The organism is Paludibacterium yongneupense DSM 18731 (assembly GCF_000422925.1).
Taxonomy (GTDB): Bacteria; Pseudomonadota; Gammaproteobacteria; order Burkholderiales; family Chromobacteriaceae; genus Paludibacterium; species Paludibacterium yongneupense.
Genome location: NZ_AUGZ01000036.1, coordinates 17,014 through 40,905, shown reverse-complemented (window position 1 = coordinate 40,905; position 23,892 = coordinate 17,014). Strand labels below are relative to the sequence as shown.

General features: G+C 61.1%; 25 protein-coding genes and 1 pseudogene. 20 read left to right on the top strand and 6 right to left on the bottom strand.

The features are described from left to right. The first annotated feature begins 602 nt into the window (after window positions 1-602). The 10 genes and pseudogenes from G520_RS0112710 to G520_RS25825 form a co-directional block, all read left to right on the top strand. Window positions 603-836 carry a CsbD family protein gene (locus tag G520_RS0112710; RefSeq protein WP_028535995.1) on the top strand — a complete coding sequence of 78 codons (234 nt, stop codon included), beginning with the start codon at window positions 603-605 and terminating at the stop codon, window positions 834-836. A gap of 183 nt (window positions 837-1,019) precedes the next feature. After that, window positions 1,020-2,351, top strand: coding sequence for a cation:proton antiporter (locus G520_RS0112705; protein WP_028535994.1), 1,332 nt, complete (start codon window positions 1,020-1,022; stop codon window positions 2,349-2,351). Window positions 2,352-2,528: 177 nt separating this feature from the next. Then, window positions 2,529-2,906: a DUF4398 domain-containing protein gene (locus G520_RS0112700; RefSeq protein WP_036666274.1), complete on the top strand. Its 378-nt coding sequence runs from the start codon at window positions 2,529-2,531 to the stop codon at window positions 2,904-2,906. Window positions 2,907-2,938: 32 nt separating this feature from the next. Next, complete coding sequence (locus G520_RS0112695; RefSeq protein WP_028535992.1) at window positions 2,939-3,769, top strand: OmpA family protein; 831 nt, start codon at window positions 2,939-2,941, stop codon at window positions 3,767-3,769. Window positions 3,770-3,815: 46 nt separating this feature from the next. Next, the gene (locus G520_RS0112690; protein ID WP_028535991.1) at window positions 3,816-4,352 is read left to right on the top strand and encodes a ferritin-like domain-containing protein; all 537 of its coding nucleotides are present in this window, start codon (window positions 3,816-3,818) and stop codon (window positions 4,350-4,352) included. Between the two features lie 107 nt (window positions 4,353-4,459). Then, a complete protein-coding gene (locus G520_RS0112685; protein ID WP_028535990.1) occupies window positions 4,460-4,843 on the top strand; it encodes a phage holin family protein in 384 nt (127 codons plus the stop codon). A gap of 55 nt (window positions 4,844-4,898) precedes the next feature. Then, complete coding sequence (locus G520_RS0112680; protein WP_028535989.1) at window positions 4,899-5,255, top strand: hypothetical protein; 357 nt, start codon at window positions 4,899-4,901, stop codon at window positions 5,253-5,255. A 183-nt stretch (window positions 5,256-5,438) separates the two neighbouring features. Next, on the top strand, window positions 5,439-5,762 hold the full coding sequence (locus G520_RS0112670; RefSeq protein WP_028535988.1) for an ElaB/YgaM/YqjD family protein: 324 nt from the start codon (window positions 5,439-5,441) through the stop codon (window positions 5,760-5,762). A 179-nt stretch (window positions 5,763-5,941) separates the two neighbouring features. Continuing rightward, complete coding sequence (locus tag G520_RS0112665) at window positions 5,942-6,649, top strand: Crp/Fnr family transcriptional regulator (RefSeq protein ID WP_028535987.1); 708 nt, start codon at window positions 5,942-5,944, stop codon at window positions 6,647-6,649. A gap of 234 nt (window positions 6,650-6,883) precedes the next feature. Then, a pseudogene (locus G520_RS25825) lies at window positions 6,884-6,994 on the top strand (hypothetical protein); the annotation flags it as partial. A gap of 43 nt (window positions 6,995-7,037) precedes the next feature. On the opposite strand, the gene G520_RS0112660 reads toward G520_RS25825, so the two are convergent. The 3 genes from G520_RS0112660 to G520_RS0112650 form a co-directional block, all read right to left on the bottom strand. Then, window positions 7,038-7,442, bottom strand: coding sequence for a BON domain-containing protein (locus G520_RS0112660; RefSeq protein ID WP_028535986.1), 405 nt, complete (start codon window positions 7,440-7,442; stop codon window positions 7,038-7,040). 82 nt (window positions 7,443-7,524) lie between these two features. After that, window positions 7,525-8,088, bottom strand: coding sequence for a lipid-binding SYLF domain-containing protein (locus G520_RS0112655; protein WP_036666271.1), 564 nt, complete (start codon window positions 8,086-8,088; stop codon window positions 7,525-7,527). 269 nt (window positions 8,089-8,357) lie between these two features. Then, window positions 8,358-9,068: a Crp/Fnr family transcriptional regulator gene (locus G520_RS0112650; protein ID WP_028535984.1), complete on the bottom strand. Its 711-nt coding sequence runs from the start codon at window positions 9,066-9,068 to the stop codon at window positions 8,358-8,360. 240 nt (window positions 9,069-9,308) lie between these two features. Between G520_RS0112650 and G520_RS0112645 the strand changes: the two genes are divergently transcribed. From G520_RS0112645 to G520_RS0112600, 10 genes are all read left to right on the top strand, one after another. Then, window positions 9,309-10,046 (top strand): Crp/Fnr family transcriptional regulator, encoded by a 738-nt coding sequence (locus G520_RS0112645; RefSeq protein WP_028535983.1) that lies wholly within the window; start codon window positions 9,309-9,311, stop codon window positions 10,044-10,046. Window positions 10,047-10,324: 278 nt separating this feature from the next. Beyond that, entirely contained in the window at window positions 10,325-11,017 is a 693-nt protein-coding gene (locus G520_RS0112640; RefSeq protein ID WP_028535982.1) for an iron-sulfur cluster assembly scaffold protein, read from the top strand. Between the two features lie 10 nt (window positions 11,018-11,027). Further along, entirely contained in the window at window positions 11,028-12,029 is a 1,002-nt protein-coding gene (locus tag G520_RS0112635; protein WP_028535981.1) for a GGGtGRT protein, read from the top strand. A 225-nt stretch (window positions 12,030-12,254) separates the two neighbouring features. Continuing rightward, the gene (locus G520_RS0112630; protein WP_028535980.1) at window positions 12,255-12,488 is read left to right on the top strand and encodes a hypothetical protein; all 234 of its coding nucleotides are present in this window, start codon (window positions 12,255-12,257) and stop codon (window positions 12,486-12,488) included. Window positions 12,489-12,735: 247 nt separating this feature from the next. Then, a complete protein-coding gene (locus tag G520_RS0112625) occupies window positions 12,736-14,097 on the top strand; it encodes a 2-hydroxycarboxylate transporter family protein (protein ID WP_156876936.1) in 1,362 nt (453 codons plus the stop codon). A 238-nt stretch (window positions 14,098-14,335) separates the two neighbouring features. Continuing rightward, window positions 14,336-15,442, top strand: coding sequence for an ABC transporter substrate-binding protein (locus tag G520_RS0112620; protein ID WP_028535978.1), 1,107 nt, complete (start codon window positions 14,336-14,338; stop codon window positions 15,440-15,442). Between the two features lie 65 nt (window positions 15,443-15,507). After that, the gene (locus G520_RS0112615; protein WP_028535977.1) at window positions 15,508-16,422 is read left to right on the top strand and encodes an ABC transporter permease; all 915 of its coding nucleotides are present in this window, start codon (window positions 15,508-15,510) and stop codon (window positions 16,420-16,422) included. Continuing rightward, window positions 16,419-17,225: an ABC transporter permease gene (locus tag G520_RS0112610; RefSeq protein ID WP_028535976.1), complete on the top strand. Its 807-nt coding sequence runs from the start codon at window positions 16,419-16,421 to the stop codon at window positions 17,223-17,225. The genes G520_RS0112615 and G520_RS0112610 overlap by 4 nt, the downstream gene beginning before the upstream one ends. A gap of 2 nt (window positions 17,226-17,227) precedes the next feature. Continuing rightward, complete coding sequence (locus tag G520_RS0112605; protein WP_028535975.1) at window positions 17,228-18,286, top strand: ABC transporter ATP-binding protein; 1,059 nt, start codon at window positions 17,228-17,230, stop codon at window positions 18,284-18,286. A 63-nt stretch (window positions 18,287-18,349) separates the two neighbouring features. Next, entirely contained in the window at window positions 18,350-19,762 is a 1,413-nt protein-coding gene (locus G520_RS0112600) for a CoA transferase (protein WP_051229375.1), read from the top strand. On the opposite strand, the gene G520_RS22730 is transcribed toward G520_RS0112600, so the two are convergent. The 3 genes from G520_RS22730 to G520_RS24030 form a co-directional block, all read right to left on the bottom strand. After that, window positions 19,732-20,451, bottom strand: coding sequence for a metallophosphoesterase (locus G520_RS22730; protein ID WP_036666284.1), 720 nt, complete (start codon window positions 20,449-20,451; stop codon window positions 19,732-19,734). The two genes, G520_RS0112600 and G520_RS22730, sit on opposite strands and share 31 nt — an antisense overlap. Window positions 20,452-20,639: 188 nt before the next feature. Next, window positions 20,640-20,786, bottom strand: coding sequence for a hypothetical protein (locus tag G520_RS24950; protein WP_156876935.1), 147 nt, complete (start codon window positions 20,784-20,786; stop codon window positions 20,640-20,642). Between the two features lie 153 nt (window positions 20,787-20,939). Then, the gene (locus tag G520_RS24030; RefSeq protein ID WP_051229373.1) at window positions 20,940-23,594 is read right to left on the bottom strand and encodes a sensor domain-containing protein; all 2,655 of its coding nucleotides are present in this window, start codon (window positions 23,592-23,594) and stop codon (window positions 20,940-20,942) included. Window positions 23,595-23,892 lie beyond the last annotated feature (298 nt).

Here is a 23,892-nt window from a genome sequence, read left to right as displayed (position 1 = left end):
CATAGGGGGTGTAGTTCAGTTGAATGAAGTTACGGGTGTTGATGCCTTTTTGCCAGTCGCCGGCGACAAAGCCAGCCCACGGGTCAGCGGCGGTTGCAGCGTGGTTGATTGCGTCCATGACGGTCTTCCTTTTCTTTTTCGAACATGAATGTCACTAACTGAAAACGATGGTATGCCTACCGCACCGGACATCTATTGACCCACATCAAGTCAACTCGCAGATTCCGCCATGATGCGACGCACAAAAAAGCCTGCCTAATCAACGCCCATTACAACAAAAGCCATGTTATCAACGACATTGCGGCGGGGAGCTTTTCGAAAGTTCGTTTGCGAATATGGGCGAGGGTTTTTCCGGCTTGTCCTGTCGGCCGAGACGATGGAGCGGCGCTCTCTGGCGCGCATGCTACCGCAATTCGTGCCCGCACCGCGTTTGTCGGCACGAGACGGGTACTAAGAAGACCAAATCCGCGACATCGCGCGACGCCGATAGGTGGGCCATAGCACAGACGCCGGCCACAGGCACCGGCAAAGTGGTCGCTCGATGAAGGCAGAGCCATCCTCGTCGAGCGACCGCAATCGGACCACCCTTTGAAGGAGCAGACATGAGCTGGGAATGGGAAAACGTAGAAGGCGATTGGGACAGATTCAAAACGAATATCAAACAACATTGGGACAAGTTGACCGACGAGCACCTCGTCTCCATCGCCGGCAAACGCAGTCTGCTGGTCAAGCGTATTCAGGAAGCTTACGGCATAAGCCACGAGGAAGCGGAGGAGCAGATCCGGCTGTTCGAAGGCAAGAACCGCTCCACTGACGGCGCCAATAGCCCCCACTAGCGCGATGCGGCCGGGCGTATTCCCGCTTCGCGGGCAGGCCCGGCCCATCCGGAAGCGGGCCGGGCGCGCGCAAACGTCGGCGTCCCGTACCGGGAGCGGTGTGGATACACGCCACTGGGCAGCCATGAATACACGATCTGAACCGCTAGACACGGTCAGAATGCATGCGGGTGCACCGATCTCATGATATTTGCCACCTGGTGCCTGATCGTCGGCGGCTTGCTCACTTTGATGGCCTTGTCCGGCACGGCGCTGCAGCGTCTCCCCCTGAGCACCCCGATGCTCTACCTGGCGGTCGGCTATGCGCTCGGCCCAGGAGGCTGGGGGCTCCTGACGCCCGACCCCTTCCTTTATTCGCATGCCCTTGAAAAAGCGGCCGAAATCGCCGTGTTGATCTCTCTGTTCGCCGTCGGCTTGAAACTCGGCCTCCCCCTCCGCGACAGGCACTGGCACCTTCCCCTGCGTCTCGCCGTCATTTCCATGGCTTTATCCATCCTGTTGGTCGCCGTGGCGGGAACGCTGGGCCTGGGCCTGCCGCTGGGGACGGCCGCCTTGCTCGGCGCCATACTGGCACCGACGGATCCGGTGCTGGCATCCGATGTCCAGGTGTTGCAGGCGAGCGACCGCGACCGCTTGCGTTTCAGCCTCACCGGCGAGGGCGGATTGAACGATGGGGTGGCCTTCCCGTTCGTCATGCTGGGCCTGGGTCTGATCGGTCAGCACGAGCTCGGCGCCTTCGGCTGGCGCTGGCTGGCGATCGACGTTGCGTGGGCCATCTGTGGCGGCTTGTTCATCGGCGGCGCGATGGGGGCACTGGTCGGACGGATAGTGGTCTATCTGCGCAGCCGGCACCAGGAGTCCGTCGGCTACGATGAGTTTCTGGCGCTCGGGCTCATAGGACTGAGCTACGGTCTTGCCCTGTTCAGTCATTGCTATGGCTTCCTGGCTGTCTTTGCGGCCGGGCTCGCCCTGCAACGGGTCAGGGAGCAGCCGGGAAACAAGGCCGCCCCAAGCGACCGGCAACAGGCGTCGGGCTTTCAGAACAAGCAGGCACAAGAGGCTTTTGCCACCCATTCAGCACATGCCAGCGCTTATATGATGAAAGAAGTGCTTGGCTTCAACGAGCGGATGGAAAGGGTGGCCGAAGTCGGCATCGTCCTGATTGTCGGAGCGATGCTTGCTTATATCGATTTTCCACTACGGTGCACGCTCTTCGCCCTGTTCTTCCTGCTGCTGGTCCGGCCGCTCTCGGTCTGGGGCGGATTGGCTGGCGCCAACATATCGCGCGATCAGCGCGCCTTGATCTCCTGGTTCGGCATTCGCGGCATCGGCTCCATCTACTATCTGTTGTACTCGATCAATCATGGGCTTTCACCCGGGCCCGGCAAGGAGATCGCCTCATTGACACTCGGCATCGTCGCCATCTCCATTGTCTTGCACGGCATTTCGGTCACGCCGTTGATGAATCTCTATTCCCGCCGCAAAGGGCGTCGTGCCATACGGCGCCAGGCGTAAACGCGGCCGCCCAGGCACGCAGGCGGCGCATCCCGGTCTGCCCCCCTTTCGCGCGGCTAAATAAAACAGATCGCACGCAATGCGCGCTATCGCACCGAGATTGCCGCGGGTGGAGCCTATAAGTTTCTTCACCGTGATAGAGACATCACGCCTATCCAACCCCGTTCGGGAGAAATAATGAAAACCCATTTCAAAATATGGCACTACGGCGCGCTCATCGCGATCCTCTCTACCGCGGCGTGCAGCAATATGGAAACCCCAGCCGCCGCCAGCGTTGCCGTTTCGGCGGCGACCGTCAGCGATGCGGCCAGCGCCAACGCGGCGGAATATGCCCCGCTGGAGATGAATTCAGCGCGAGAAAAATTGTCGCAGGCCCGCCAGGCCATGACCAAGAAAGACTACCAAGCCGCCTCCGACTATTCCGCACAAGCCCGGGTCGATGCTCAACTCGCCCGCAGCAAAGCCCATTCGGCCAAGGCCGAACAAGCCGCGGATGCGCTCCAGGCCGATATCGACGCAATGCGCAAGGAACTCGCACGCAGCGCGGCCCAGTAAGCCCCACCCGACGGAACACGAAAGGCTACACCATGAAAAAGAATACCGGTCTCACACCGATCATGCTCGCGATCGCCGCGCTGCTCAGCGCATGCGCCTCATCCCCGACGAACACCCCGCTGCTGGAACAGGCCCGCAGCGCGTATCAGGACGCACAGAACAACCCCAATGTCAGCCAGTACGCCCCCCTCGAATTGAAACAGGCGGGCGATGCCATGGAGATGGCAAGCGCCGCGTCCACCAAGGGTGAAAGCCAGGAGAAAATCGACAAGCTCGCGTATATCGCCAAGCAAAAAATAGCGATTAGTCAGGAGGCCGCCAAGCAAAAAGCGTCAGAAACCGACATCGCTCATGCCGGCACCCAGATGAGCGAAGTGCAACTTGCGCAGAGGACAGTCGAAGCGGACAAGGCCAAGCAGACGACCCAGGACGCCCTGGCCCGTACCACGCAGCTCGAAGCGCAGTTGACGGCGCTCGCCGCGAAGAAAACCGCGCGCGGCGACATTGTCACGCTCGGGGACATGCTCTTCGCGACCGATCACGCGACTCTGAGCCCAAAGGGCGTGGAGACGGTGCAAAAACTGGCCGAGATATTGCAGCAGAATCCGGAACGCACCGTCCGGATAGAAGGGTTTACCGACAGTACCGGCGGGGGTGCTTACAACCGGGCCTTATCGATGCGCCGCGCGAGTTCGGTGAAAGCCGCGTTACTGGGCATGGGGGTCGATGCGGAACGCATGGTAACCCATGGCTATGGCGCAGCTTACCCGACGGCGTCGAACAGAACGGCACAGAACCGGCAGCTTAATCGCCGGGTCGAGGTGCTGCTATCGGACGAACATGGTCATACCCAGCCCCGTTAAATTTCGCACCACCACCTCTTCCAGGTTTTTGTTAGCGAGGATGCAGATGAGCGACAAGAAAACGCCGCACGCGCGCGGTATCGACACCGAAGCCATCCGGGCTGCGGCCCGGAATGTCGACGATGGCGCCGTCACGGCCGGCTACCCCCCCGAGCGCAAGGAAATCATTGCGCTTCTCAATGCAGCCCTGGCGACCGAACTGGTGTGCGTATTGCGTTACACCCGCCATTACTTCACCGTCAGCGGCCTGATCAACCGTCCGATCAAGGCAGAATTCCTGAAGCATGCCCAGGAAGAACAGGACCATGCAGATTTGCTGGCGGATCGTATCATCCAGCTTAATGGCGAGCCCGACTTCAATCCGGCCACGCTGATGGATCGCAGCCATGCCGAGTACGATGACTCGCGTTCGATCAACGCCATGATCCGGGCCAACCTGATCGCCGAACGGGTCGCAATCGAAGCCTATCGGCAGATGATCACCACCATTGGTGAAGATGACCCGACGACGCGGCAGATGCTGGTCGGCATCATGGCCAAAGAGGAAGAACATGCGGAAGAGATGCGGGATTTGCTGGCCTGAGGCCACGGCAGACAATGGCGCTCTTTTGTCCCGCCGGCACGGCACATTCACTCACGTCGCCGCGCCATCGCAACGGGGCGACCCACCCAACTCAACGGGGGCAAATCATGAACAAATCGGCAGGACCCCCGCTCACCGGCCTGATTGCGGGCCTGAATGGCGTCGTCAAGAACGGCACCGGCTTGCTGCTGACCCGGCTGGAGCTGGCGGTGCTGGAGCTGTCGGAGGCGCGCGATCACTTGCTGAAGCTGGCGTGCGTATTCTCGCTACTGCTGGTCGCCATCTGTTTTTCCCTCGCGTGCGCCACAGTGCTGGTCGTCGTACTGAGCTGGGCAGCGCTGGGATGGAAAATTCTGGCGCTTCTCGCCGGCGGCTTCCTCGTGCTGGCGCTCGTCCTGCTCGTCTATGCGCGCGCGCTGCTGCGCCGCCATCCGCACTTTCTGCCCGCCACCCTGTCCGAGCTGAAGGCGGACCGGGATATCGTCCTCTGACCGGGGTGAGGATCGCTTGGCAGCGGCGCCATCGTTTGCAGCGGAGGGCGCGGCCATGACGCCCCCACCCTCCCAGCCGCTGACAGAACGCAAGGCGCAGCTGCTCGCACAGGGGCAAGGCTATCGGCAAGAACTTCTGCTGGCGCAGGAATCGATAAAAGGCGTCTTTCAGGAAGGCCGCGCCCTGCAAAGGATCTCGGCCTGCGCACTGTCCTGGGGCGGGGCCATGCTGAAACTCGGCACCGAGGAGCACAAGTCCGCCTCGCGCATGGCACTCGGCGTCGAGATCGGGGTTCTGCTACTACGCAAAAACTGGCTGCCGGCAGCACTGGTCGCCGTTCAGTGGCTACTCGCAGACGGAGTTTCACCACAACGCGCGCCCCCACCGGATGACGGCGCAACGCCACTCTGAACTTCAACCCGCCGCCCGCTTCGGCGGAGAGGCAAACCTTTGTGCGCTACCGCACATACGACTGCGGCATTATGATGTCATACTGCGCAAGCTGGGTTGCATCCCATGCAAGCTGGATTGCATTACACGCCGTGATGATATCGATGTCGCCCTGCTCTTCTACCAACACCAGGGTGCATGATCATGAACCATTCGACAACGGAAAACATGGAAGATAAACGGGCTGCTCTGATCGACGACCTGAAACGCGTCCAGAGCGACGCGCACGCCTTGCTTGCGCAGATGGCCACCTCGACCGTGGACGAGTTCGCCGATGCGGAGGCCGGAATCAAGACGATTCTGCTTCAGGCACAGTCCAGCCTTGGCGAGGCGTTGCAGGCGGTCGGCGGCAAAGCGCGCCTCGCCGGACAGGCATCGCAAGCTTACGTCCATGACAAGCCGTGGCATGCGATCGGTTTTGCCGCCACAACGGGACTCATCATCGGTTTTCTGCTGGCTCGGCGTTGACCTCGGCGCTTGCCTCCGCCCCGGGGCGGATGGCAGGCTGTATCTATGCCGGGCGGTCGTCGAAGAGAAGCGGAGAACGCGAAGACAGGATCGTTGTTGCTTTGCCCATCCCCCTTTCATCGTTACCGCCAGCAATCATGAACCAGGCGGCGCCAATTGCAATGCCCCGGGAGCTGACAATGTCAAAATTGCAACGCAATCGTCTGATCGCCGCTCTTCCCGAAAGTGTCATGCTGCGGCTGCGTCCACATATGGAATGTGTAGAACTGCCTCTCGGCCAGGTCTTGTACGAGTCGGGCGCAACGCTCAGACATGTCTACTTCCCTGTCACCGCCATCGTATCGCTGCTCTATGTCATGGAAAACGGAGCGTCGGCCGAAATCGCGGTGGTCGGCAACGAGGGCATGGTCGGTGTCGCCCTTTTCATGGGCGGCGAAACAACCACCAGCCGTGCAATCGTGCAAAGCGCCGGGCTAGCCTATCGGCTTCCCGGCAGCATAATGAAAAGCGAATTCGTACTGGGCAGCGAATTGCAGCATCTGCTGCTGCGTTTCACCCAGGCTCTGCTCACCCAGATGGCACAGACCGCCGTCTGCAACCGTCATCACTCCATCGATCAGCAACTCTGCCGCTGGCTGTTGCTGTCGCTGGACCGGCTTCCCTGCGACGAATTGGTCATGACCCAGGAGTTGATTGCCAATATGCTCGGCGTACGGCGCGAAGGGGTCACCGAAGCGGCCGGCAAGTTGCAGGACGCGGGATTGATCCAGTACTCGCGCGGACACATTCGCGTCCTGGACCGCCCCGGTCTGGAAAATAGAGTTTGCGAGTGTTATCAGGTAGTGCGCCACGAATTCGATCGCCTGATCCCGATCCCGGCCGACTAGGCCCTGTCTGCAAACTATCCGGCCCTCTTGACGTCTGAGTTTCAGACCTTCTATCGAGAGTTGCCATGATATCCCGCCGCCACGCGCTGACCGATGAAGAGCAGGCCCGCTGAAGCCATTACGGCCCCATCGCCACGATGGAGGACGACGCAGCCATGATCACCGCGTCATCCCCAATGGCATGGTGTTTCGCCGTTCACCGGCAAAATCCATCTGCTGACTGACGGTACAGGTTTGCCGTTGGCCTTCAAAATCGGCGCAGGGCAAGCCCATGGGTCGCTGCATGCCGAGCAGGTATTGGACTCTGTCAGGATCAATCGGGTCAGCGGGTGTGTTCGCCAGCAGCCGGAACGCGTTGCTGGCGATAGACGGTATCTGGAGTTAGGGACTAGGCGCGCGGCTTGCCGCGCAAGCGCCGGTACTGGCGCAGGGCGACGGCTACGACATGGAGCACGCCGTGCACCCTCCGCGCCAGGCCGACGACCATGGCGTGTTCCGCGGCACAGCGCACCCAGCCGCGCAAGGTTACGATACCACCCAGCGTGCTGACCTCGACATGACGGGCATCGACCAGCGTCGACTGCGAACAACGGGCCTTGACGCTGTCGCTGATCCTGCGGTCCGAATACGCCACGTCGGCTTCCTGTACCGCCAGCTCGCCTCTCCGTTGCGCCTCCTCTCTGCCGGCACCTGCTTCATGCTCTTGCGCCCGCGCGGGCACGGCCTGCGGGCGCGGCGAAGTGCCCAGCGCCGACTGGGACTCGGGTCCGGCATTCTCTCCGGGCTTGTACATGGCGACTCTCCTGAAGGAAACACAAAGGCCTGCCGCAACCATACGCTGGCAGCGGCAGGCCTGAAACGACACGCGTGAACGATCAGCGCTTGATCAACGATATCTTGGAGCCCTCGATGCTGAGGCTGGCCATCAGGCCCTGCTGATCGAAGATAAAGGCATAGGCATCGTCTTTTAAGGTCGTGGACGACAGATTTTTGGCCACGCCTTCGTTGACGATCACGACGGTCGGACCGACGCCGATTTCCCACCCTTTGGATACGGTCAGGTATTTGACGGCTTTCTCGTTCATCAAAAATACGACATAGCCATATGATTGAGCGCCAGCCTGCAATCCCCAGGATGCGGAGACCGAGTTGTAATAATTCACCGGCTTCGAGTTATCGAACAAAACGCCCTCGCCGTAGCTGCCGCCAAATATCAAACCGGCTTTGACGATTTTCGGAAAAACCAGAATGGCTTTTGCATGCGACGCGATGCTTTTCGCCACCGGGTTGCTCTGGTAAAGGACCTGGAGCGCTTGTTCGGCCTCGCTATTCAAATCTGCCGCGGTAGCCGCCAGGGCTGGACTGCCCATCGTGCCAAGTGTCACGGCAGCAACGAACGACACAAGCGCCCTGCGCAAATTTCGATATAAACCTAGCATGATATTATCCTTGTTAAACCCCGGTACCTTAGGGGGATCTTAAGACGGGAATCACATGTAATATCGCAGCCGGGAACAGACAGCCTTACATCGAGTAAGACCTTCTCCTCTGGAAAAGATTCAAAATGGCGACGATATGTTCATCTGCCATCAGCATGGCTGCAATGACGTGTGCTGACTGTGCGCTGGAGCACACAGGCAATCCGTTCATCCCGCAGCGGGCAGGGGCAGGCAACCGCGTCCAGGGCGGCCGGGGCCTGGCGCCGGACTCAAATCAAGGGCAGCAAGCGGTCGCATTCTTTTTTGACGACCGCGTAACATTCGCAGCACAAGGCTTCGAGGCGCGGGCGATCGAGCACCGTGATCAAGCCTCGGTGATAGCTTATGATCCCGAGTTTTTGCAGTCTACCCGCGGCATCGGTCACGCCTTCTCGGCGCACGCCCAGCATATTGGCGATCAGTTCCTGGGTCATGCTCAGCTGATTGCCTTCCAGCCGGTCCAGCGATAGCAACAGCCAGCGGCAGAGTTGCTGATCGATGGAGTGGTGGCGATTGCAGACGGCGGTTTGCGACATCTGGGTGATCAGCGACTGGGTGTAGCGCAGCATCAGCATCAGGAACGTCGAGTTGCGCTTGAATTCGTCTTTCAGCCGCTTGCCGTATAGGCGGTAGGCCGAACCCGCACTTTGCACGACGCCCCGGCTTGGCGTGCTATCGCCGCCCATGAAGAGGGCGACACCGACCATGCCCTCGTTGCCGACCACCGCGATTTCGGCCGACGCTCCGTTTTCCATGACATAAAGCAGCGACACGATGGCATCCGTCGGAAAGTAGACATATTGCAAAATGTCGCCAGACTCATAAATCACTTTTCCCAAGGGCAGGGGCAGCCATTCGAGGAAGGGATATATCCGTTCGCGGACATCGGCGGGCAATGCGGCAAGCAGTTGGTTCTGCTGCGGGATGGGAATCGCTGGCATAGTGAACGGTGACTCATCAGTTCTTTTTTTGCGATTATCCCTGGTTTGCCTGTTTTTATATGTGCGCTATCGCACACAGCATCGCATCGCACCCGACGCGGGCGCTCCCGACCGGGAGCGGCAAGTGCTCTGTGTTTTAACGTACAAACTCCATCACCCTGAGCTGTCACACTAGAGCGTCGAGTAGCGCCAAGCACCCTGCCCGACCCCGCCCCGGGATTTTCGTGCGGATTTCCCCTCATGACAAACAAAGCGTCATCACCCTCGTCCAATCGGTTGATCGTCGCGCTGCCGGAAATGGAGCGCGCGGCCCTGTGCGCACTGTGCGAGCCCGTCGCACTCGCCACCGGCGATGTCTTGAGCGAGCCCGGCGCCCCGATGCATTATGCCTACTTCCCGCTCAGTGGTTTCGTCGTCCTGGAGACGCCCCTGCGCGCGCCCCTTTCCCTGTCCGTCGCCATGGTCGGCAATGAAGGCATGTTGGGCGCGACGCTTGCACTCGGCACCCGGATCGCCCCGCTGCGTGCAAGAGTGCAAATCGGCGGACATGCCCTGCGCCTGGGCGCATCCCAGTTGCAACGCGAATTGCAGGCCCATCGCCGACTGAAACGCATGATAGAACGCTATTTGTTCGTATTGCTCACGCAAGCCCCCATCCATGCCGCCTGCTGTCATTTTCATGAAATCGGGCAGCGGCTCGCCTGCTGGCTGCTCCTGGCACAGGATAGAGCGGGCGGCCGCTCGTTTCATCTGACTCACGAGAGCCTGGCCGACATGCTGGGGGTGCATCGCAGCGGGGTATCCATTGCCGCAGGTCTTCTGCAACGCGAGGGGCTGATCCGCTACGCCCGTGGCGAAATCCATCTGCTCGACCGTCAGGGCCTGGAGGGCGCGTCGTGCAAATGCTATGCCGACCTTCTCAAGGGGGCTTCTCGGCTATTCCCTACCGGAAAAAGCGAGCCTCCCCCGCTCGAGTAGCGCGCCAGCACACCCATGCCGGGCAGGAATTAGCGCGATTCCCGTTCGAACTGCTTACCGCCCACAAATGGAACCGGTACCAACACGACGCAGAGCCAGGTTTGTCTCATCGAAGGGGCGGACCGGGAACCCTCGCCATAAGGGTTCGCAGCGGATTTTTGTAAAAAATCATCCCCAGGAGGCTTTAATTGACAATTCCTTGAGTTTATCCAGATGATGCTCACCTGCTTTCGGCTATTGTGGCTCCCGAATCCAACCAAGATAAGGAGCGCAACTCCATGATGCATACACACGAAATAGAACAGATGTGTGTTGTCGCCAAAGGCCCCAATCACGGCCCGGCCCCCATTCCGCAAGAAGGTCGCTGGACCAAAGTCAAGGAAGTCACAGATGTATCCGGCCTGACCCACGGGGTGGGCTGGTGCGCCCCGCAACAAGGCGCATGCAAGCTGACGCTGAATGTCAAGAACGGCATCATCGAAGAAGCGCTGGTGGAGACGATAGGCTGTACCGGGATGACTCACTCGGCCGCCATGGCCGCCGAAATCCTCCCCGGCAAAACCATCCTGGAAGCGATGAATACCGACCTGGTGTGCGACGCCATCAATGTGGCGATGCGCGAACTTTTCCTGCAGATCGTCTACGGTCGCAGCCAGACCGCTTTCTCCGAAGGCGGCCTGCCTATCGGCGCCGGCCTGGAAGACCTCGGCAAGGGCCTGCGCAGCGTGACCGGCACCATGTACGGCACCAGTGAAAAAGGCGCGCGCTATCTCGAGATGGCCGAAGGCTACGTAACCGAGATCGCACTGGACGCCGACAACGAAATCATCGGCTACAAATTCGTACAGCTGGGGGTCATGATGGACGCCATCGCCAAGGGCGTGGATGCACAGACCGCCCTGACCAAAGCGACCGGCTCCTACGGCCGCTTTGCCGACGCCGTCAAAACCATCAACCCCCGCAAGGAATAAGGATCAGATCATGGCATTGTTCGAAGGTTACGAAAGACGGATCGCCCAGATCAGCGCGTTCCTTGCCGGCCACGGTATCGAATCGCTGGAAGCTGCAGAAAAAATCTGCATGGACAAAGAAGTCGATGTCCGGAAAATCGTCAAATCGATCCAGCCGATCGCGTTTGAGAACGCAGGCTGGGCCTACTTGATCGGCGCCGCCGTCGCCATCAAGAACAAACAAACCGTAGCCGCCGACGTAGCGGAAACCCTGGGAGCCGGCCTGCAGGCATTCTGCATTCCGGGGTCCGTTGCCGACGATCGCAAGGTCGGTATCGGTCACGGCAATCTGGCGGCCATGCTGCTGCGCGAGGAAACCGGTTGCTTCGCCTTCTGTGCTGGCCACGAATCGTTTGCCGCCGCCGAAGGCGCAATCGGTCTGGCACGCTCCGCCAACAAGGCGCGGGCGACCCCGCTGCGCGTCATCCTGAATGGCCTGGGCAAAGATGCGGCCCAGATCATCTCGCGCGTCAACGGGTTCACTTATGTGCAAACCGAATTCGATTATGCGACCGGCAAATTGAACATCGTGCGTGAAAAAGCCTACTCCAACGGAGAACGCGCGGCAGTGCGCTGCTACGGCGCCGACGACGTGCGCGAAGGCGTCGCCATCATGCACCTGGAACGCGTCGACGTCGCCATCACCGGCAATTCGACCAATCCCACCCGCTTCCAGCATCCGGTCATGGGCGTGTACAAGAAGGAATGCCTGCTCGAAGGCAAGAAATTCTTCTCCGTCGCCTCCGGCGGGGGCACGGGACGCACCCTGCACCCCGACAATATGGGCGCCGGTCCGGCATCCTACGGCATGACCGACACCATGGGCCGCATGCACTCCGACGCTCAATTTGCCGGCTCGTCCTCGGTTCCGGCTCACGTCGAGATGATGGGTCTGATCGGCATGGGCAACAACCCGATGGTCGGTGCTTCGGTTGCCGTCGCGGTCGCGGTCGAGCGCGCTTTCAAGGCGTAAACCGCTCTTTCCGGGGCTTGCCATGCGCAGCCCCGTTCACGAACGCCGGCCTCGTGCCGGCGTTTTGTTTGCGGCCCGCCCCGTTTCGTACCGATTTTTGCTTTTTGTCATGTAAAAGTGATCCAACATCCCGCAAATCGGGCTAGTATTGGATGCAAATTGATCGAAACTTGCTTGCTCAGAATGACGTGGCGCTAGCGCAGCGCCGTAAACCGGAGCCTGACGATGAATGTTGCTGACCTGCTGTTTCTCGCCGGTATCGTTTGCGTACTCATCTGCGTGGGCCTGTCCGCGCTGGGCGCCATGCACAAGGGCCAACGCCTGGTTGACGATTTCTTTTCACCGTTTCTGGATCCGGACGAATTGACCCACCCCACGGCCTCGACCCGGCAAACGCATGCCGGCGTTTTTTTCTGGGTAGCCGCCACCCTGTTCGTACTCTCCTACTTTCTCCGATAAGCGCGAAATCCGCCCGCACCGCCTGAAATCCAGCCCTGTCTGTCGCATCCGCGCACACGCAGCGCGTCCCGTGCACCTCGCCCTCTCCGCTTTTTTGCCGTGATGTCAAAAAAGAAACTTGGCCATTTAAAGAACATAAACACCACATCAAAGGGCTGATATAAAGCAGCTAGCAGACAAACTTCTTTGCAATTTATTTGTAGAAATTTGGCTGGCACAACGCTCGATGTACCAAACGGAGATAAAAATGGACATGAATCCAAAATCGGGAGCCGATGCGCAGGCCCTCCCCGCCCCTCACCGTTCCGCCAAGGAAATCTGGTGGAATTTGATGGACAATTACAAAATCGGGATCATCCCGCTGCCCTTGTTTATCCTGGCCGGCATTTTGATTGCCATCGATTGCAAAAACGGCAAGCTGCCTTCCGACATCGTCGTGATGGTAGCGACATTCGCGTTTTTCGGCTTCGCCTGCGGCGAGATCGGCAAGCGCATCCCCTTCCTCGGAAAAATGGGCGCACCCGCCATCTGCGCGACGTTCATTCCGTCGGCTCTGGTGTTCTACAAGCTGTTACCGCAGGAGGTCGTACATGCCACGACCCAGTTCTACAAATCCAGCAACATTCTTTACCTCTACATCTGCTGCATCATCGTCGGCAGTATCATGAGCATGGATCGCAAAGTGCTGATCCAGGGTTTCCTTCGCATCTTCGTCCCGATGCTGTGCGGCGAAATCGTCGGCATGCTGGTCGGGACCGCCGTCGGCACCCTGCTGGGGCTCGGCGCGTTCCATACCTTCTTTTTCCTGGTGCTGCCCATCATGGCCGGTGGCGTCGGCGAAGGCGCAATCCCGCTGTCGATCGGATACTCGTCGATTTTCCATCTGGAACAAGGCGTCATGCTCGGGCGCATTCTGCCCATCGTCATGCTGGGCGGTCTGACCGCGATCTTCCTGGCCGGTGCGCTCAATCGCATGGGCAAGCGCTACCCGCACTTGACAGGCAATGGCCAACTGATGCCGGGCACCGACGTTGACGGCGTTGGCCCCTTGCAATCCGCGTTCAGCGGCAAGATCGACGCCACGACCCTGGCATCCGCCGCGCTACTCGCGATTCTGCTGTACATGGTCGGCATGCTCGGTTTCAAATTGATCGGTCTGCCGGCCCCGGTCGGCATGCTGTTCGCCGCCGTCGCCGTAAAACTGGCGCACGGTGTTTCGCCGCGGCTGCTGGAAGGTTCGCAAGTCGTCTACAAGTTTTTCCAGACCTCGGTCACCTATCCCATCCTGTTTGCCGTCGGCGTCGCCATCACACCGTGGAGCGAGCTGATGGCCGCCTTCACCGTGGAAAACCTGGTTGTCATCGTCAGCAGCGTAGTCAGCCTGGTGGCAACCGGGTTTTATGTCGGCAAACGCATCGGCATGCACCCCATCGATGTGGCCGTGGTGTCCTGCTGCCAAAGCGGCCAGGGCGGCACCGGCGACGTAGCCATCCTGACATCGGCCGAGCGCATGCAACTGATGCCGTTTGCACAGATCGCCACCCGTATCGGCGGCGCGATCAATGTATCGCTCGGCCTGCTGGTCCTGGCCAACGTACTGATGAAGTAAACCGCGCATCCGGGCCCGGCCGCTGGCCGAGCCCCTTGCCCGTACTCCGAACCCTCGCCCGCGCGAGGGTTTTATTTTGTGCATCGATCAATGCGGGCTCCGGGTATAACTCTCTTTGTCATAATTTCGTCACCCTTCATTAACTATACTTTGCTGCGGTTCCCGTTTGCGGAGAACCCGACACATCACACGGCACAGCCCGCAAGGCTGGCCGTTCCTCTTCCAGGGAGCCATAAGCATGCAAAGAAAAGGTTTGAAGACGGTCGCGACGGCACTGGCCGCGCTCGGCGCGCTCGGTACCACTCAGGCTGCCCGTGCCGACGCACCGGCGGCACTGGTTGCCGCCGCACGCGCAGAAGGACAACTCACCGTCATTGCCCTGCCGCACGACTGGTGTGGCTATGGCGAGGTGATCGCCGGGTTCAAGGCAAAATACGGCATCAAGATCAACGAGCTCAACCCCGATGCCGGCTCCGGCGACGAAGTGGAAGCCATCCGCGCCAACAAGGACAACAAGGGCCCGCAAGCACCCGATGTGATCGACGTCGGCCTGTCCTTCGGACCGCAGGCCAAGGATGCCGGCCTGCTTCAGCCCTACAAAGTCTCGACCTGGAAGAGCATTCCCGATTCGGCCAAGGATGCCGCCGGCTACTGGTATGGCGACTACTACGGCGTGCTGTCGTTTGAAGTCAACACCGACCTCGTTTCCAAAGTGCCCGCCGACTGGAGCGATCTGCTCAAGCCCCAGTACAAGAATGCCGTCGCACTGGCAGGGGACCCGCGCACCGCCAACCAGGCGATTCAGGGGGTATTCGCCGCCGGTTTGTCGCAGGCGCATGGCAAGGCTCCGGCCGCCGCCGCGGGCCTCAAGTACTTCTCGGCTCTGAACAAGGCCGGCAATTTCGTGCCCGTCATCGGCAAGGCCGCCTCACTGGCACAGGGCACCACCCCCATCATCGTGCGCTGGGACTACAACGCACTGGCGGATCGCGACACCTTGAAAGGCAACCCCAAGATCGCCGTCGTCGTCCCGAAGACCGGCGTCGTGGCAGGGGTCTATGTACAAGGCATCAGCGCCTATGCGCCGCACCCGAACGCCGCCAAGCTGTGGATGGAATATTTGTATTCGGATGAAGGCCAGGTTGGCTGGCTGAAGGGCTATTGCCACCCGATCCGTTTCAATGATCTCGCACACCGCGGCAAGGTGCCGGCCGCCCTGCTCGCCAAGTTGCCGGCGGCAGCCAACTACACCCATGCCGTGTTCCCCACACTGGAACAACAGGAAGCCTACAAGGCCGTGATCACCAAGCAATGGGATCAGGTCGTGGGCACCAACGTCAAGTAAGAGGCCCTCCTGTCGCCGCCATGCCATGCATGGCGGCGATCCGTTTTCTTCATCAGGAACACGCCATGCCCCCCAGCCCCCAATCCGGTGCCGAAACGACACTCCCTTCGGTGACCGCCGTGCCCGGCCCGCGCCTCGCCATTCGTCTGGACTGGCTCGGCATTGTCCCGTTCATGCTGTTTGCCCTGCTATTTCTGCTCTTGCCGACGGCTTTCTTGATGGTGGGCGCCTTTCAGGATGCCCAGGGTCATTTCACGCTGGCCAAGTTGGGGCTGCTGCTGCAGGGCAATGTCCTCGACGCCTATCTGATCAGCCTCGAAGTCAGCGCCGCCTCGGCCATTGTCGGCGCTATCGCCGGTTTCGCCCTGGCCTGGGCCGTCGTGCACGGCGGCCTGCCCGCCTGGATCCGTCCATCGCTGTTGACGTTCAGCGGCGTCGCCGCCAATTTTGCCGGCGTTCCGCTGGCCTTCGCTTTTCTGTGCACATTGGGACGAACCGGCCTGGTGACCCTCCTATTGCAACACTACGCCGGCATCGACCCTTACTCGACCGGCTTCACCCTGCTCAGTTTTCACGGCCTGGTCCTGACCTATCTCTATTTTCAGATCCCGCTGATGGTCCTGATCGTCACACCGGCACTGGAAGGCTTGCGCAAGGAGTGGCGCGAGGCCAGCGACAGCCTTGGCGGCACGGCCTTGCACTACTGGATTCATGTCGCGCTGCCGGTATTGGCGCCCAGTGTCCTGGGCGCCAGCCTGCTGCTGTTTGCCAACGCCTTCGGCGCCGTTGCAACCGCCTACGCCCTGACCGGGAGCTCGCTCAATATCGTGACCATCCTGCTCTATGCGCAGATTCGCGGCGACGTCCTGCACGATCCCAACCTCGGCTATGCGCTCGCGCTAGGCATGATCGTGATTACCAGCCTGTCCAGCGCCGGTTATCTGTGGCTAAGTGCACGCACGCAACGGAGGCGCTCATGAAACCCGCTTCTCGCGCTGGCGCCTGGCTTGCCATCGCACTCGGCTCGCTCTACTTTCTGCTGCCGCTGATCGCGACCTTCGAGTTCAGTCTGCGCATGCGCCGAGAGAGTTACAGTCTCGAAGCCTATCGTGTCGTATTGACCGATCCCGGTTTTCAGTCCGCCTTCGGCTATTCGATTCTGATGGCACTGCTGACAGTCATCACCAGTATCGTGCTCGTCGTGCCCACCGCCTGCTGGATCGAGTTGAGGCTGCCACGCATGCGGCCAGTGATCGAGTTCATCACACTGCTTCCGCTGGTGATTCCCGCCATCATCATCGTATTCGGTTATCTGCGCCTGTATAACAGCAGCTCGTGGCTGCCCCTGACCGGCAATGAAAGAGCAACCGATCTACTGCTCATTTGCAGCTATGTGACGCTGTCACTGCCCTATATGTACCGTTCGGTGCATAGCGGGCTGCGCGCCATCGATGTGCGCACACTGACAGAAGCATCGGAAAGCCTTGGCGCGGGCTGGTTCACAACGCTCGCGCACGTCATCGCCCCGGCCCTCAAGTCGGCCATTCTGTCCGGAAGTTTCCTGACGTTCGCTGTCGTTATCGGCGAATTCACGATGGCAAGCCTGCTCAATCGACCGGCTTTCGGCCCCTATCTGCAATTGATCGGCGCCAACCGCGCCTACGAGCCATCCGCGCTCGCCGTTATCGCTTTCCTGGTGACATGGGCCAGCATGGGCCTGATCCAGGTCGTATCCCGCAACGCAGCCGGCGCCGGCGCCAAGCGCCGCCTGCCAGGAGCTTGAGCATGGCCTTTCTTGATATCGCCCACGTGGGCAAAACCTTCGGCGCCGCCAGCGTAGTGAACGACGTCAACCTTGCCATAGAAAAAGGCGAGTTCGTGACGCTGCTCGGCCCGTCGGGCTGCGGCAAAACGACTCTGCTGCGCATGATTGCCGGATTCGAATCGGCAAGTTCGGGCTCGATTCATATCGATGGTCATGACGTTACACTGCAGCGGGCACGCCAACGCCGGGTCGGCATGGTGTTTCAGTCCTACGCGCTGTTTCCGACGATGACTGTCGCCGACAACATCGCCTACGGACTCAAAATCGCGCGCGAACCCAAGTCTGCCATCGCCGAGCGCGTCGAACAGATGATGAAGCTGATACGGCTGAGCCAGCATGCGCAGCACTACCCGTGGCAATTGTCGGGAGGACAGCAGCAACGCGTGGCGCTCGCGCGGGCACTGGCCTCCTCGCCGCGACTGTTATTGCTCGACGAGCCCTTGTCCGCGCTCGATGCCAAAATCCGCGTCGCGCTGCGCGACGAGATCCGGGCGCTGCAGCGCAAGCTGGGCATTACCACCCTCTTTGTCACACACGACCAGGAAGAGGCCCTGTCGCTATCGGATCGCGTCGTGGTCATGAATGAAGGACGAATAGAACAAGTTGGCACGCCATTCGAAATATACAATTTCCCGCGCACTCGTTTTGTCGCCTCCTTTGTCGGCACGCTCAACATCCTCAACAGCCGCGTACTCGACGAGGCTTCGGGCCTGGTCGAGGTCGACGGACAGACGGTGACCGTTGCGCGCCTGCGCCGCAGCGGGCATGGCGAGCGGACACTCGCGCTGCGTCCCGAAGCCGTTGTACTGGAATCCCCGCTGGCCGGACGCAACTCTCTCATGGCCACGATAGAAGAAGTGAATTTTCTCGGTTCCGTAGTACGCCTGCGAGCCCGGCTGCAGGAGACGGTTTTGAGTTTCGATATTTTCAACGACCCGGGACAGACGTTGCCGCAGCGCGGCAGTCGTGTCGCCCTGGGTTTCTCCCATGATAATTTGTTGGAATTAGAAGCGTCCTGATATGTTATCTTGACTCCTGACCCCGCGCCGAATCGGGCCGCCGCTACCGCGCATGGATTCGAAATGCCGCTCAGTCCGCTCCCCTCTGTTTCCGCACGCGAGGCCCTGGCCGGCTTATGGGCCGACGCCGGACTGGATACGCGTGCGTTGCGCCATGTCCACCTCAGCGGGGCGGAGCCGGCGCTCGCCACGTCTTTCGCCCTCGCCACGGCGCTGCAAGCCGGGGTCGCCGCGTGCGCGCTGGCGGCAGCCGGCGTATGGCAACGCCGCGGGGGGGCGCGGCAGACGATAGCGGTCAATATGTGGCACGCTGCCGCCGAAGCGGACAGCGGGCATCGGGTCCGTCTTGCCGGGCGGCTCCTGCCGGCGGCAGAGGACGACACCTCGGGCTTCTACCGTTGCGCTGACGGCGCCTGGGTCTGCATCCAGTCACCGCTTGCCGACTCGGCGGCCTCCGTTCGACGCCTGCTCGCGTGTTCCCCTGGCCGTGCCGCACTGGCCGACGCCATCGCGCGTCGCACAGGAATCGAGCTCGAAAACCGCGCCCAGGCACAGGCCGCACCGCTGTTTGTGTTGCGCCGCTTCGCGCAATGGGACGCCCACGAGCAAGGGCAGACGCTCGCGTCTGCCCCGCTACTCTGCATCGACAAGACCGGAACCACCCCTCCGCTGACCTGGCCTGTCGCGGCACGCCCCTTGTCCGGCTTGCGAGTGCTCGATATGTCCGACACCCGCACCGGCGCCGGCGTGTTTGCGGCGCGAATGCTCGCAGCCCATGGCGCCGACGTCATCCGACTCGCTCCACCCCACCTGGTTTCGACGGCGGCCGACATCGATACCGATCGCGGTCAGCGACGCTGGGCATTCGACCCGGGCAACGAAAACGACCGCGATGATCTGGTGCGGCTTCTGGCCGACGCCGATGTCCTGATCGCTCCGGCCGCCGTGCTCGCCGCCGGCTCTCCGCACTACGCCATGCTCACAGCCCGCCGGGGTTTGATCCGAGCCTCGTTCAGCGCGTTCGGCGAAGCCGGCCCCTGGTCGGGGGGCGCCGCCGGCGAGTCGCTGGTGCAGGCCGCAACCGGGTTCTGCCACGCCGAAGCCATCGCTGCGGGATCGACCTTTCCCCTCGCACTCCCGGTCAAGGCACTGGAACGGGTGGCGGGCTCGCTACTGGCGCTATCCATCCTGACCGCATTGCACCGGCGCATGAACGAGGGAGGAGACTGGCGGGTCAGGATGTCGCTCGCACGCGCCGGTCTGTGGCTGCGCCGCCTGGGACGGACCGGCGGACTGCAGCACGTCCACCCGCCAAGCCCGGACACGCAGGATGCGGCATTCGAGACCGTACCCACGCGTTTTGGCCCGATGACACTGCCACGCCACGCCGCGCTCATGATGGCGACGCCCGCACTCTGGGCAGACCCGGACAGCGCGACAGCCTGTCACCCTCCCGCCTGGCTTCCCTCTTCATAAACGACGATACGATCCGCCGCCGCGTCGTACAAGGAAAACCGTCCGCTGACATAGGCGCCGGTATCAAGAAAGACGACATTGCCCAATCGTTGCGGCTGCTCCAGAATCGAGTGCCCGACGCACAGCCGCGCCACCCCCTCAACCGGCGCCGCATCGCCCAGACAGAGGCGGTTACGACTCCACAGCATCGCCTGAATCAGGGCCGGGGGCACGGTGGCGGCCCCTTCCAGCAAAGCCCGCAAACGCCGCCAGTCGCCGCCCGGGCAGTCCGCGTGCACCACGCCCAGACGCCCATCCCCTTCGCCATCGACCTCCATGGCCAGTGGCATGGCCGCAAATGCCGTCAGATAGTCTTTACGCTCGGCGGGGCCGGCCTGCAGCAGCCAGGCGCCTCCGTTCATGCGTTGCAGAGTCCGTGAAGGCGCCGACGCCGGGTCGCTGTCCAGCGCCATCTGTTCGTGGTTTCCGCGCACGGGAAAAAACCAGCTCCGCTGTAGCCAGTCGAGAACACGCGGGCACTCGGGGCCGCGGTCGATCAAGTCGCCGACAGACAATAAGCGGTCGCACACCGTGTCGAAGCCGATATGGGCGAGTGCGCGCTCCAGCAGTGAGAAGGCGCCATGGATGTCGCCGACGACATAGTCGCGGCCGAGGGAATTTCGCGGCAGATGCAGAAATGCGGCAGCCATGTTCATCGCCCCAGGAAACGTCTCATTGAACAAAAGACCGCTTCAAGCTTAGCTCAGGGACGGGAGGATGGGGCGAACCGGCGTGGAGGGCGTTAAAAAACCCGGCCGGAGCCGGGTCGACGCGGATGGCGCGGGATGTTGGCGGATGCTTTCGTCACTCTCAGCCCGCGCGGAGAACCGTATGCGTCTCAGTGCTGCACGGTACGTTGCTGAAACAGAACGGCTTCCAGCTTTTTCAAAACGGCTTTGAGAGCTTCTTTATCGCCGTGGTAGTTGGCTTCATAGAATTCGAGGCGCAAAGCCTTTTCCTGTTGCTTCAATTGACTGAACGACATATTCACTTCTCCTGACAATTTACGCGACCGTCCGGGAACGACGGTGGCGAGGGAAACAGCCGCCGCGATGTCCGGCAGGCCCTTCTGTGGCCAGTATGAAAAAAAGACGGGGGTCAGGTATTGAGCAAGGCCAAAAACCGTGCCCCGCCGCCGTCATGCCTTCTCGCCGCTCGTCGCCTCATGCAGAAAGTGGGTGAAATCATCCGCGCGCATGGGTCGGCCATAAAGAAATCCCTGCGCTTCATTGCAGCGGAACGTGCGCAGCATCTCGGCGACCGCTTCGTCTTCCACCCCCTCGGCAAGGGTGCGCACCCCCATTATGCGCGCCATTTTGATAATGGCGTGCGCAATTGCAGCATCATTGCGATCGACGCGCATTGAACGGATAAAGCTCTGATCTATCTTGATTTTATCGATCACGAAGCGGCGTAAATACGTAAAACTCGAATATCCCGTTCCGAAATCGTCTATCGAAAGGCGCACGCCCAGCTCGCGCAAGCGCGACAAGGTCAGGAGCACGTTTTCCGTATCGTCGACCAGCGTGGATTCCGTCAGTTCGAGCTCGAGCGCGGAAGGGTCGAGACCGGATGTGGCCAGGGCATCGATCACGGTGCGCTCAAGATCGCCGCGCCGGAACTGGACGGCCGACAGATTGACCGCCAACACCAGGCCGGGCAGGCCGGACTTGCGCCAGATCACGGCCTGCCGGCACACTTCATTCAAGATCCATGCCCCTATCGGCACGATAAGGCCGCTGGTTTCCGCCACGCCGATGAAGCGTTCCGGCGACAACAGCCCGCGCTCCGGGCTGCGCCACCGCACCAGCGCTTCGGCGCCCAGCACGCGCCGGGTCCCCAGCTCGACCTGGGGCTGATATTCGATAATGAACTCGCCGCGGTCGAGTGCACGGTGGAGTCCGGCGTACATGGCCAGATAGTTGTCGGCATCGGCGCTCATGCTGGCATCGAAAAAACACCAGCCGTTGCGCCCCGATTCCTTGGCGCTGAACATGGCCGCGTCGGCCTTGCTCAGCAAGGTATCGTAGTCCTCCCCATCGCCAGGACAACAGGCAATGCCGATCGATGCCGACAGCGAGAGTTCGTGCTGCTCGAGACGAAAGGGCTCGGCCATGCGTGCGATCAAGTCATCGGCGCGGCGCGCGAGGGTCGCGCGATCGGCGACGCCCTTCAGCACCAGCAGGAACTCGTCGCCCCCCAGACGCGCCAGCGTATCGCCGTCGCGCAGGCTGGATTGCAGACGTCGCGACGCCGTTTGCAGAAAAACATCGCCGACGGCGTGGCCGAGCGAATCGTTGATGGTTTTGAAATGGTCGAAGTCGATGAAAAAGACGGTCACCGCCCCCCCATCCTCACGGGCCAGCCGCAAGTCGTCCTCCAGACGCTCGCGAACCCGGCGCCGGTTTGGCAAACCGGTAAGCGGATCGTGAAAGGCCAGGAAGTCGCTGCGCTCCTCGGCCGCCTTGCGCAAGGAAATATCCTCGAATACGGCGATGAATTCGTCCGGCGCGGGACTGTACAGGGTTATCGAATACCAGCGCTGCAGCGCTTCGACATAGATTTCCTGCTTTTCCGAGGCCCCCTGCTCATTGAACAGGCCGCGCGTGGCAAACAGCGCCGGACAACTACCGCGCAGGCCAGGAATCAACTCGCTCGCGCGGCGGCCGACCACATCAACCAACCCGGTCAGGCGCGAGAACGAGGCGTTCACCCCCAGAAACTCGAAATCCACCGCGGCCCGTCCGCGATAGATCGTGCGGCAATGCGCAACGCCATCGAGCATGTTCTGGAACAACTCGCGATAGCGCCGATCGCTGGCCGCCGCCGCCTCGCGCGCGGCCTTGCGCTCAGTCACGTCGAGAATGCCGAGCGACAGCCGAGCGACGGCACCGTCCGCGCTGCGCTGCGGCGCAGCGCAAACGTCGGCCCACATGACGCTACCGTCGCTCCGGCGGTAACGGGCCTCGAAACTGGCACTCGTGCAAGGCAAGGGTAGAACGACCTCGGGCCAGACAGTCAGATCGGCCAGGCTCATCTCGTGCAGCGCCGCCGCATCGTAGCCGAACAGGCTTTGCGCGGCGAAGTTGGAGTCCGCAATACGTGCGCTATCGGCATCGAGCAGCAGCATGGCGGTCGGCAGCGAGTCGAATTGTTCCCGCATCTGGTTCTCGGTCGTCTGCAAGGCCTGCTGCGCGAGTTTGAGCACCGTGATGTCGGTATGGGTGCCGACGATACGCAGCGGTCGTCCTTCGCTATCGCGCGCGACGACCCGCCCGCGGCCAAGTATCCATTTCCAGCTGTCATCCTTGCAGCGCAAACGGAATTCGGCATAGTGCAGCGGCGTCCTGCCGCTCAGATGATCGTTGATGGAGCGTATCGCGAACTCGCGGTCCTCGGGGTGAAGAATCGCCTCCCAGTTGCCGATGACATTAGGGAAGTCGTCCTCATCGTAACCCAGCATTTCCTTGTAACGCGTGGAGAGAAACAGGGCGTCGCTCGTCGCATCCCAATCCCATATGCCATCTCCGGCCCCCGCCAGCGCCAAACGCCATCTCTCGTCGTGACGGAACAATTCGTTCTCGACCTGGCCTTGCCGCCGCAATCCGCGCAGGGTCAGGACGTAGATCAGGAGGGCGCTGACAAAGACAAACGACAGTCCGACAGAAGGCAGCAGACGCGTCAGTACGACGCCCCCTTTCACCCACTGCGACAGCAGCTCGTTGCCGAGCAGAATCCAGATCGCGCCGCTAAGAGCATAGATCGTTGCAATACGTGCCGCCTGGCGATTCACGATACGAGTATCCCTCTAAGCATGCTAGCCCGCCCCACCCCTGAATTCGGGAACCGATACTTGCCCGGCGGCAGGTATTGCTTCTTGCATAAATATTTTGATGATAATAACAGTATTGAGCAAAAATTCGGCCCACGGCCTTTGCCACGGCAGCGCCCCGGTAGTTGATATCGATCACACGAAGCGCAGCTTGCCTCCGTGCAGGCTTGACGAAAATGGTGCACCGGCACAAAAATGGGGCGGTCGATGCTGGCGATTGTATCCATTCGCCGGCATGAACGGATACCGACCCCGTGTC